We start from the raw sequence: 11,261 nt of genomic DNA on the forward strand, positions 1-11,261 counted from the left end.
GCCGCGGGGCGCCCCCCCGCCCTTGACGAACTCGTCCGCGGCGCCCGGCCCCCGCCTCGCCGGGCCGCCGAAGCTGGAACTCGCCACCGAGCCCGGCTGGGGCCCTGGGTACGTCATCCGTGGCCTCACCGCCCTCGACGTGCGGGTCTGAACCGGCTCGCGCGCGGTGCCGTCAGGGGGAGCGGCGCAAGGGCGGGCGCTGGGCCCAGGTGGCCCAGCGCCAGAGCCATTCGAGGGGGCCGTAGCGGTATCGGCGTAGCCAGAGGGTGGAGAGGAGCCACTGGGCGGAGAGGATGGCGCCGGCGATCAGGAACACGGTCGCCGGGGACCAGCTTTCCGGCGAGCCGCCAAGGACGCGACCGGTCGCCAGCACCAGGATCGTGGCGGTCAGGTAGTTGGTCAGCGCCATCCGGCCCAGTGGTGCGAAGACGGCCCGCAGCGCCGGTCGGAGCGGAGTCCTGAGCAGGACCAGCAGCACGCACACGTACACTCCCGCGAGCAGCAATCCGGCCACGGCCATCGAGAGGCCGAAACCCGGGTCGTTCGTGTCGCCGGCCAGGCCGACCTGCCACCACAGGGCGGGCACCGCCCCCGCCGCGAAGACCAGGCCCAGCACGGCCGGTACCCGGGTGGACTGCTCCATCCGGTCGATCACCCCGTACCCGACCAGGGCCGAGCCCAGCAGGAACAGCCCGGGGACCAGCACGATCCCGTTCTGGCCGGCGATCAACGGTGCCGCGAGGAGCACGGGGGCGAGGCCGGCCACGGCCCACCGGGGCAGCCAGGTCGAGGGCAGCAGCACCAGCAGGCCGATGACGGCGTAGACGGTGAGGATGTCGCCCCGCCACAGCAGGAACATGTGTGCCAGGCCCATCCCGAGCAGCACCAGGAGCCGGCGGAGCAGGAGTGTCCGAGGGGCGGCGGCGCGGTCCACGGCGGAGTTCAGCAGCAGTGAGAAGCCGATGCCGAACAGCAGGGAGAAGATCGGGAAGAAGCGCTGATCGAGGAGCAGCCCCGGCCACGCGCCCTCCGGGCCTGCCGGCGAATCCACGACGACGTGGCCGACGTCGACGTTGGCTATCGGCTTGACGTTGACCAGCAGGATCCCGCACAGCGCGAACCCGCGCAGTACGTCGAGCGCGGCGATACGCGGGCGGCCGGGGGAGGACGTCGCGGGGGTTTTTCGGCCGTCGGCCCGACGCGGGCGCGCCGGCCCGCCGCCGTGATGCCCGGCCAGTTCCTCGGCCTTCAGCACCGGAGGGGAGTCTTCGTTTGGCATGGGGGCATCCTGCGGACCCGGTTCGGTACCGGGCATCGGTCAAAAGCAGGGTTCGCACCGTCTCGGCCGTACTTTTGGCCGGTCCCGCAGCTCGGCTCTCAGGCGGGGTTCCGTTGCCCGGGGCCCGGTCACATCCACCAGGTCGCGTCGGTGATGGTGTCGAAGCCGAGGGAGTCGTAGAGCGGCTTGCCGGCCTTGGCCGCGGTCAGGGTGGCGGGGAGGTCCCCCAGGTGTGCCAGGACCGCGTGCATGAGCGCCCGTCCGACTCCGTGGGAGCGGTGTTCGGGCAGGGTGGTCACCCAGTAGGTCCCGCCGACCGTACCGTCGACGACGGTCATGCAGGCCCCGGCGGGCACCCCGTCCCGCGCGGCGAGGAACAGATCGACTCCAGGGTGGCCCAGCAGGTCCTTGGAGAAGGCGTCACCCGGGCGGTAGGGCTGGAAGTTGGTCAGCGGGAATCCGTGGACCACGATGCCTTCCGCGGTCCGCAGCTGTTCCACCGTCTCCACGTGGGTGACCTCCACGGCCGGTGGCGCGGGGAGTGGACCGGGGTGGCGGATCATGACGGGAAGCTGTCCCGAGGGCAGGCCCAGAGCGCTCATGTCGACCGAGCCGAACGGATCCTCGACGACGACCCCGTCGGAAAGCCGGCGCCGGGCCAGGTCCGTCAGTTCGGCGAGATCGTCCGGACCGGGGTCCGGGGAGAGCAGCAGGATCCGCAGCCCGCCGCGCTCGCGTCCGTCCGAGCAGAGGAAGCCGGGGCGGCGGATCAGCTCGCTTCCCCGGGTCTGGGCGAGAGCCGTCCAGAAGGCGGCGGAGTTCTGGACGGCCAGCTGGAGAGAGGCCATACGTTCGGCGGGAACGGCGTGTGTCGGGGAAGTGCTCATGGCATAGACCCTACGAGGCGAAAGGATCTTTGCTTGGTCTCTCCCCCCCGGCGGGTGGATCGGGCCACTTGCGAAGGAAACCGGGAAGGGCGCGACCTTCCACCGGCCCGGCGGTCGTCGAAGGTCGTCCTTTGGCCCCTTCGGAGCCGGACGGAGCCGCCGGGCCCCGGCGGCGATCGGTTCGAGGTGTTCACCGGGACCGAACGGTCTTTTCAGGGGCGGGTCGGGGGCGATCGTTCGAGGTGTTCGCCGCGGGTGGGCGGTCTTTTCAGGGGCGGGTCTGGGAGAGCCAGCCGAAGCCGCCGAGGCCGCCGGGGGCGATCAGCTCCGCCTCCTCGGAGGCCCGCGCGAGGGCGTGCAGGTAGCCGCGCGGGTCGATCCTGGCCTGCTCGACCGGCGGGCGGTTCCCGGTGACGCCGAGGGCGCGCAGCGCCTCCCGCTGCGTGGTCAGCGCCGTCGTGACGGCCCCGGCGCTCTCGCCGGCGGCCGCGCAGGCGTCGAGCGCCACGTGGGCGGTGATGTCGCACGAGCCGTCGGGCACCGGCGCGACCATCGCCCCGTCGCGGTATCCGGCCAGCGTGCCGTACGGCGGCCGGTCGGCCAGGGAGTGGGCGTAGTCGATCGCGATCGCCCGGCCGCGTGCCAACCGTACGATCACCGACGCCCAGGCCCGGTCGCGTGGCCTGCCGATCTCGGCCCGCTCACCGGTGGCGCGCATCGGCCACCAGCGGGCCAGCCACGCGAGATCCGCCTCGGCCGGTCTGCCGCCGAGCCGCTCCTCACCGTCGGTGACGTTGACCAGGACCAGCCGGGGTCCGTCGGCGGTCTGCTCCACGATGTCGACGGGAACGTTGTCCAGCCACTCGTTGGCGATCACCAGGCCGCAGATCCCGTCCGGCGCGGCCCTTACCCAGACGATCTCCTCGGGCAGCGCCGGCGGCCTGGCCGCCAGGTCCACCGCGGTCACTCGGAGCCTCGACCGCAGCGCGGGCGGTGCGGCGGCGAGCACCCCGGCCGCCAGCAAGCCCTCACCGGCGCCGATGTCGACCAGGTCGAGCACCTCGGGGCCGCCGAGCACCTCGTCAACCGAGGTCAACTCGTGCAGCACGGCCTCGGCGAAGACGGGGGAGGCGCCGACCGAGGTCCGGAAGTGACTGGAGGGTCGTTCGCGGAGGTAGAAACCGCTCTCGCCGTAGAGCGCGTGCTCCATCGCGGCGCGCCAGGTGAGCCACACACTCTCAGACGCTACCCGCCGAGGCGGAGGAACGAGATCAACTCGCGCTGACGCTTCGGCTGAGTACATGACTGCATTCTGTCACCGGCTCGCATGATCTTTGTTGATGCCAGGTCGGCGCGTCGCCACCTGGATCGCCGTGTGGGCCGGGTTTTCCGGCTCTGCGCGGACCCCGTACGGTCTGTGTCGCCCGGTTCGGGGATCTCGGCGGGGTTGACGCGCTGTCACCTGGATCGCCGGGTGAGCCGACTCTCCGGCCCTCTGGCGGGTCTCATACGCTCTCAGGGGCCCGGTTCCGGGCTCCCGGGGTGGAACAGGGCCGTCGCGCCGGAACCCGCGTCTTGACGCGGTTGCGGCGGCGCGGCCCGTTACGCTGGTCAATCAGGCACGAAGCCCCACATGGTCGAAGGACGTGACGTCATGGACGCAGTCGATCGCCCGGCACGGCTGGCCGTCGGAGTGGTTGGAGCGGGCAGGGTCGGTTCGGCGCTCGGCGCGGCGCTCGTCAGGGCGGGACACCGGATCGTCGCGACGAGCGGTGTCTCCGACGCCTCCAGGGAGCGTGCGGTCGAGCGCCTCGGGCTCGTCCCCGTACGGCCCGAGGACGTGGTGGCCGGAGCGGACCTCGTCTTGCTGACGGTCCCCGACGACGTGCTGCCCGAGCTGGTCTCCGGCCTGGTGGAGACCGGTGCGAACCTGCGGGGCAAGCTGGTGGCGCACACCAGCGGCGCGTACGGCCTGGCCGTGCTCAATCCGGCGATCAAGGCCGGAGCGCTGCCGCTGGCGCTGCATCCCGTGATGACCTTCACGGGCCGTGACGACGACCTGCGCCGCCTCACCGGCATCTCCTACGGGGTGACCGCGCCCGAAGGGCTCCGCCCGGTGGCCGAGGCCCTCGTCATCGAGATGGAGGGCGAGCCGGTCTGGATCGCCGACAAGGACAGGCCGCTCTACCACGCGGCCCTCGCGGGAGCGGCCAACCACATGGTGACGCTCATCGCGGAGTCCTCCGAGCTGCTGGAGAAGATCGGCGTGGAGCAGCCGGGACGGATGCTCGGCCCGCTGCTCGGCGCGGCGCTGGAGAACGTGCTGAGGCTCGGCATCTCGGGGCTGACCGGCCCGGTGGTGCGCGGTGACGCGGGTACCGTCCGCAGGCACGTGGACGCGCTGATCCTCGCGGCACCGGAGGCCGCGGACGCCTACGTGGCGCTCGCCAGGCTCACGGCCGACCGGGCGCTGGCGGCCGGGTTGCTCAAGCCCGAGGCCGCCGAACGCCTTCTGGACGCGCTGGGGGGCAACGTATGGACCTGAGACCTCCCTCGGCCACCGGCCTGACGGAGGAAACCGATCCGATGACTCCCCGCTCCCCGAGGGGAGCGGCGGCCAGGCCCTGACCGTTTCGAACACCGGAACCGTGACAGGGAAACGATTCACCTGCCGGGTGAACCCGGCGGTCCCCTCGCCGAACATGGCGGAGGGGATCGGCCTGACGAGGGTGCCGGTCCGGCGAGGGGCCGGTCGACGCCGTGGGTCTCCCCGGCCGCCGGCCTGAGGAGGGGATCGGTCTGCCGGGGGGAGCCGGTCGGTGCTGTTCTCTCCCTCCGTACGCTTGAGGTCGGGGGTCTCCACTCTCCAGGAATTTCGATGAACGTCACCCCTCTCCGGCCGGTCGGCCGGAGCACCCCCGGGAGGTTCCATTGATCGTGGCGGACGACCGCGCAGGGCTGCTCAAGGCCCGGGAGGCCCTGGGGATCGGCGTGGGTGCCTCCGGGGGCGGGAGCGCGCTGGCGCTCGTGCCGACCATGGGCGCGCTGCACGAGGGACACCGCTCGCTCATCCGGCTGGCCCGGCAGAGGGCGGCCCACGTGGCGGTGAGCATCTTCGTGAACCCGCTCCAGTTCGGCCCAAACGAGGATTTTTCCCGTTATCCCCGTACTTTTGATGCCGACCTGGAGGTCTGCGAGGCCGAGGGGGTGGACGTGGTGTTCGCCCCGTCGGTCGAGGACATGTACCTGCCGGACAGGCAGGTCGGCGTCTCCGCGGGGGAGATGGGCTCGATCGTCGAGGGAGAGTTCCGGCCGGGGCACCTCGACGGCATGCTGACCGTGGTGCTGAAGCTGTTCAACCTGGTCCAGCCGGACGTGGCGGTGTTCGGGCAGAAGGACGCCCAGCAGCTCGCGATGATCCGCCGGATGGTCGCCGATTTGAATCTGCCGGTCTCCGTCGTCGGGGCGCCCACGGTCCGCGAGCCGGACGGGCTGGCGCTGTCCAGCCGCAACCGCTACCTGTCGCCGGAGGACCGGGTGGCCGGTCTGGCCCTGTCCCGCGCTCTGAACGCGGGGGCCGGGCAGCGCACGCCGGCGGAGATCCGCCGGACCGCGCTCGCCGTTCTGGCGGCCGAGCCGTCGCTGGCCGTCGACTACCTGGTCCTGGTCGACCCCGCGACCTTCGCCGAGGTCGGCGACGACCACACGGGCGAGGCGATCCTCGCGGTGGCCGCGCGGGTGGGGTCCACCCGGCTGATCGACAACGTCACGCTCACCCTTCGCTGAGTTCCGGAGGCTCTCCCGCGGCGCGGTGGCGCCCGGTTCCTCGCGCGGGGGTTCGCCGTGCGCCCGGCAGGCGGGTGCACCGCTCACCCGCGTGCGAATCTCCCGTCGGTGGGTTCCCGTTCCGGCCGCCCACGGCCCAGAGGCACTGTGGTTCCGGGAGTGAGTGAAATGTCCTACCCCGGGGAACAGCCGTGCCGGGGATGGCGTTATCGTCACGCTGACGAAATGAACGGCCTCTATGACTCCGCGAGGAGGCGGCAATGAGCATCCCGGCCATACCCCAGAGGTTGACCGCTCCCGCTCCGGGATGGACGGTCCAGGCGGACGTGGTCGTGGTGGGCTCCGGCATCGCGGGTCTCACCCTGGCACTGCGGTACGCCGAGCTGGACTCCGAGGCGAAGGTCCTGGTCGTCACCAAGGACGTCCTGTCGTCCGGGTCCACCCGCTGGGCCCAGGGCGGCATCGCCGCAGTGCTCGATCCGCGGGACACCCCCGCCGAGCATCTGTCCGACACGCTCCTCGCGGGGGTGGGCCTCTGCGACGAGGAGGCCGTCCGGGTCCTGGTGACCGAGGGGCCCGACGCGCTGCGCGGCCTGATCGCGATGGGCGCCAGGTTCGACACCGACGAGGCCGGGGAGCTCCAGCTCACCAGGGAGGGTGGCCACCGGCGCGATCGCATCGTGCACGCGGGCGGCGACGCCACCGGGGCCGAGGTGCAGAGGGCACTCGTGGCGGCGGTCCGGGAGTCGGGGATCGAGGTGATCGAGCACGCCCTCGTACTCGACCTCCTCAAGGACGCCGAGGGGCGCGCCGCCGGGGTGACCCTGCACGTCATGGGCGTGGGCGAGCGCGACGGGGTGGGCGCGGTCACGGCCAGGGCCGTGGTGCTGGCCACCGGCGGCATGGGCCAGGTCTACGCCGCCACCACCAACCCCGTCGTCTCCACCGGAGACGGGGTGGCGCTCGCGCTGCGGGCGGGGGCCGCCGTCAGGGACCTGGAGTTCGTCCAGTTCCACCCGACGGTGTTCTGGCTCGGCGAGGACGCGAGCGGCCAGCAGCCGCTGATCTCCGAGGCGGTCAGGGGCGAGGGCGCGGTACTGGTCGACGCGGACGGCACCCGGTTCATGCGGGACGTCCACGAGCTGGCCGACCTTGCCCCCCGTGACGTCGTGGCCAAGGCGATCATGCGGCGGATCCGCGCCACCGGCGCCGACCACGTGTATCTCGACGCCCGCCACTTCGGCGAGGAGAAGTGGCGCACCCGCTTCCCGACGATCCACGCGGTCTGCCTGGAGCACGGCGTCGATCCGGTCACCCAGCTCATCCCCGTCGCCCCCGCCGCCCACTACGCCAGCGGCGGCGTCCGCACCGACCTGCGCGGCCGTACCAGCGTGCCCGGTCTGTACGCCTGCGGCGAGGTCGCGTGCACCGGCGTGCACGGCGCCAACCGGCTGGCCTCCAACTCCCTGCTCGAGGGCCTGGTCTTCGCCGGGCGCATCGCCGCCGACATCCACGCCGATGTCCGCGAAGGGCGGACGGTAGCCGGCGAACCGGTGCCCGACGACCGCCCCACCGGCCTGATCGATCCCAGGGCCCGGGGCAGGATTCAGGGGCACATGAGCCGGGGGGCGAGCGTGCTGCGCAGCCGGGAGTCGCTGGGAGAGGCCGCGAGGACCCTGCTGAACCTCAGGTGGACCCCGGTGGCGGTCGAGCCGTGTACCGAGTCGTGGGAGACCACCAACCTGCTGACGGTCGCCTCCGCGCTCGTGGCGGCCGCCCGCGCCCGCCAGGAGACCAGGGGGTCGCACTGGCGCGAGGACTTTTCCGAGAGAGACGACGCCTTGTGGCTGGGCCACCTCGATGTGACCCTGACAGCGGAGGGACCGACCATGACATACGTACCGCACGGGCGGCGAGCGACCGTGCTGCCGCCGCAGGTGGAGAACGATCTCACCGAGGCGGGTCTTGACCCGGTCGGGGTGGTCGCGGTCCTTGAGGCCGCGGCGGCCGAGGACGTGGCGGGGGGTGACGTCACCAGCATCGCCACCATCCCGGCGGACCGACGCGACACCGCCGACGTGGTCGCCCGCGCGGACGGCGTGGTCGCGGGGCTGGCCGTGGCCGAGGGCGCGTTCTCCTACCTCAGCGGAGGCCGTCTGACGGCCGAGCGCAGGGTCAAGGACGGCGAGCGCGTCGCCGGGGGCGACGTGCTGATGACCGTCACCGGTCCCACCAGGGATCTGCTGACCGCCGAGCGCACCGCGCTCAACCTGCTCACCCACCTGTCCGGTATCGCGACCCTGACCGGTAGGTGGGTCCAGGCCGTCGAGGGGACCGGCGCCCGGATCAGGGACAGCCGCAAGACGCTGCCGGGACTGCGCGCCCTGGAGAAGTACGCGGTCCGGTGCGGCGGTGGTATCAATCACCGCATGTCACTTTCGGACGCCGCGCTGATCAAGGACAATCACGTGGTGGCCTCCGGTGGGGTCGCCGAGGCGTTCCGGGCGGTCCGTGACGCCTACCCCGGCCTGCCGATCGAGGTCGAGGTCGACAGGATCGACCAGATCGAGCCGGTGCTGGCTGAGGGAGCGGAGGAGATCCTGTTGGACAATTTCACGGTCGAGGAGCTGGTACGGGCCGTACGGCTGGTGGACGGCAGGGCGCGGCTGGAGTCCAGCGGAGGGCTGACCCTCCAACTCGCTCGTGATGTGGCCGAAACAGGTGTTGACTACCTTGCCGTGGGCGCGCTCACGCACTCGGCGCCGGCGCTGGACATCGCCTTGGACCTTCGGGGGAACTGATGCTGCTTGCCATTGACGTCGGCAACACTCACACCGTTCTCGGCCTCTTCGAGGGCGAGGACGTCATCGAGCACTGGCGGATCGCCACGGACGCCCGGCGTACGGCGGACGAGATCGCCGTCGTGCTCCAGGGGTTGCTCGGGCAGTCGCCGCTGCTCAAGGGCACAGACGTCAACGGCATCGTGATCTGCTCCACCGTCCCGTCGGTGCTCAACGAGATGCGCGAGATGTGCCGCCGCTACTACGGCGACGTGACGGCGGTGATCGTCGAGCCGGGCGTCCGCACCGGGGTGCCGGTCCGGATGGACAACCCGAAGGAGGTCGGCAGCGACCGCATCGTCAACGCGCTGGCGGCCATCCAGCTGTACGGCGGGCCGTGCGTCATCGTCGACTTCGGGACCGCGACCTCCTTCGACGCCGTCTCCGCCAAGGGGGAGTACGTCGGCGCGGTGACCGCCCCCGGCATCCAGATCTCGGTGGACGCGCTCGCCGCGGCGGGAGCGCAGCTGCACAAGGTGGAGCTGGTCCGCCCCCGCTCCGTGATCGCCAAGAACACCGTCGAGGCGCTTCAGGCCGGCATCATCTACGGCTTCGCCGGTCAGGTGGACGGGATCGTCGAGCGGATGGCGGCCGAGCTCGCCACCGACCCCGACGATGTCACGGTGGTCGCCACCGGCAGCGCGGCGCCGCTGGTGGCCGGTGAGGCGCGCACGATCGACATGCACGAACCCTGGCTCACGCTGATCGGGCTGCGCCTGATCTACCACCGCAACGCCACCTGAGAGCGTTGTGACACCGGTGCCGTGACACCCGCGGGAGCGTCGTGACACCGCTCTGAGCGCGGTGCGCGGCCGGCGCGCCGCCGGTGTTCCCGGAGAGCACCGCGGCGCCCTGGAGCCCTCTCCGGCCTCCGGCGGTCGGCGACCTCACGAGGTTCGCCACATCGGTACCCTTTGGAACTGTGACCGATGAAGTGACCAACCTCGCCGAGGATCTGCCCGAGCAGATGCGCGTGCGCCGGGAGAAGCTCGACCGCCTCCGCTCCGAGGGCGTCGACCCCTACCCGGTGAACTTCCCGCGCACCGCGACCAACGCCGAGATCCGCCAGAAATACGCCGGTCTCTCCGCTGACACCGCGACGGGCGACAAGGTGGGTGTCACCGGCCGCGTGATGCTGTCCAGGACCGGTGGCAAACTCTGCTTCGCCACCATCCGCGACGGCTCCGGCGATCTCCAGGTCATGATCTCCCTGGACAAGGTGGGCGAGGAGGCACTGGCCTCGTGGAAGCGCGACGTCGACCTCGGCGACCACGTGGGCATCGAGGGTGAGGTCATCACCTCCCGCAGGGGGGAGCTGTCCATCCTCGCCGACCGCTGGGCGATCACTTCGAAGTGCCTGCGCCCGCTGCCGGAGAAGCACGCCGGGCTCACCGACCCCGAGGCGCGGGTCCGCCAGCGCTACGTCGACCTCATCGTCAACGACGAGGCCAGGAAGCTGGCCTACACCCGTAGCGCCGTGGTGCGGTCCATCCGTGACTTCTGGCACCAGGAGGGCTACCTGGAGGTCGAGACGCCGATGCTCCAGCCGATCCACGGCGGAGCCACGGCCCGGCCTTTCAAGACCCACATCAACGCCTACGACATGGAGCTCTACCTTCGCATCGCGATCGAGCTCTACCTCAAGCGGCTCGTGGTCGGCGGTATCGAGAAGGTCTTCGAGATCAACCGCAACTTCCGCAACGAGGGCGCGGACTCCACGCACAACCCCGAGTTCACGATGCTTGAGGCCTACGGCACGTATCTCGACTACAACGACATGGCCGACCTGACCCAGCGAATGATCCAGCAGGCGGTCGTGGCGGCCCTCGGCCACTCCGTGGTCGTCCACCAGGGGCAGGAGATCGACCTCGGCCTGGCGAAGTGGCCGCGGATCACTCTCTACGGGTCGGTCTCGGAGGCACTGGGCGAGGAGATCACCACCGCGACGCCCCTGGAGTACGTACGCAAGCTCGCGGACGCCCGGGAGATCCACTGGGATGCCAAGTGGGGCCAGGGCAAGCTCGTCCAGGAGATCTTCGAGGCGCTCGTCGAGCACACGCTCATCCAGCCCACGTTCGTCATGGACTATCCGGTGGAGACCTCCCCGCTGACCCGCCAGCACCGTGACAACCCGCTCCTCACCGAGAAGTGGGACCTGATCGGGTTCGGCACCGAGCTCGGCACCGCCTACTCGGAGCTGGTCGACCCGGTCGAGCAGCGCCGCCGCCTCACCGAGCAGTCCCTGCTCGCCGCGGGCGGGGACGCCGAGGCCATGCAGCTTGACGAGGACTTCCTCACCGCACTGGAATATGCGATGCCGCCCACCGGTGGCCTGGGGCTCGGCATCGACCGCCTCATCATGGCCTTCACCGGTAAGAACATCCGCGAGACCATCCTGTTCCCGCTGGTCAAGCCGACCGGCTGAGTCTGCGGGCAGCGCCGCCGGACCGCGCGGGACGAGGTCCCGCG

General features: G+C 71.3%; 8 protein-coding genes. 5 read left to right on the forward strand and 3 right to left on the reverse strand.

Going from position 1 to position 11,261, the window contains the following annotated elements; translation table 11 throughout:
* Positions 1-172: 172 nt before the first annotated feature.
* The 3 genes from ABZU75_RS42260 to ABZU75_RS42270 form a co-directional block, all read right to left on the reverse strand.
* Entirely contained in the window at positions 173-1,279 is a 1,107-nt protein-coding gene (locus ABZU75_RS42260) for a DUF418 domain-containing protein (protein ID WP_355567708.1), read from the reverse strand.
* A 128-nt stretch (positions 1,280-1,407) separates the two neighbouring features.
* On the reverse strand, positions 1,408-2,166 hold the full coding sequence (locus ABZU75_RS42265) for a GNAT family N-acetyltransferase (RefSeq protein ID WP_355567711.1): 759 nt from the start codon (positions 2,164-2,166) through the stop codon (positions 1,408-1,410).
* A gap of 268 nt (positions 2,167-2,434) precedes the next feature.
* Positions 2,435-3,400, reverse strand: coding sequence for an SAM-dependent methyltransferase (locus tag ABZU75_RS42270; RefSeq protein ID WP_355567714.1), 966 nt, complete (start codon positions 3,398-3,400; stop codon positions 2,435-2,437).
* A gap of 420 nt (positions 3,401-3,820) precedes the next feature.
* Between ABZU75_RS42270 and ABZU75_RS42275 the strand changes: the two genes are divergently transcribed.
* The 5 genes from ABZU75_RS42275 (at position 3,821) to lysX (ending at position 11,217) form a co-directional block, all read left to right on the forward strand.
* Positions 3,821-4,711, forward strand: coding sequence for a DUF2520 domain-containing protein (locus tag ABZU75_RS42275; RefSeq protein WP_355567717.1), 891 nt, complete (start codon positions 3,821-3,823; stop codon positions 4,709-4,711).
* A 413-nt stretch (positions 4,712-5,124) separates the two neighbouring features.
* The gene (panC, locus tag ABZU75_RS42280; RefSeq protein ID WP_355567729.1) at positions 5,125-5,952 is read left to right on the forward strand and encodes a pantoate--beta-alanine ligase; all 828 of its coding nucleotides are present in this window, start codon (positions 5,125-5,127) and stop codon (positions 5,950-5,952) included.
* Positions 5,953-6,212: 260 nt separating this feature from the next.
* The gene (locus ABZU75_RS42285) at positions 6,213-8,753 is read left to right on the forward strand and encodes an L-aspartate oxidase (protein ID WP_355567720.1); all 2,541 of its coding nucleotides are present in this window, start codon (positions 6,213-6,215) and stop codon (positions 8,751-8,753) included.
* Entirely contained in the window at positions 8,753-9,535 is a 783-nt protein-coding gene (locus ABZU75_RS42290) for a type III pantothenate kinase (protein ID WP_355567723.1), read from the forward strand. The genes ABZU75_RS42285 and ABZU75_RS42290 overlap by 1 nt, the downstream gene beginning before the upstream one ends.
* A gap of 179 nt (positions 9,536-9,714) precedes the next feature.
* Entirely contained in the window at positions 9,715-11,217 is a 1,503-nt protein-coding gene (gene lysX / locus ABZU75_RS42295; protein ID WP_355567726.1) for a bifunctional lysylphosphatidylglycerol synthetase/lysine--tRNA ligase LysX, read from the forward strand.
* Positions 11,218-11,261 lie beyond the last annotated feature (44 nt).

This window comes from Streptosporangium sp. NPDC005286 (assembly GCF_040607515.1).
In the GTDB taxonomy this organism is placed as follows: domain Bacteria; phylum Actinomycetota; class Actinomycetes; order Streptosporangiales; family Streptosporangiaceae; genus Streptosporangium.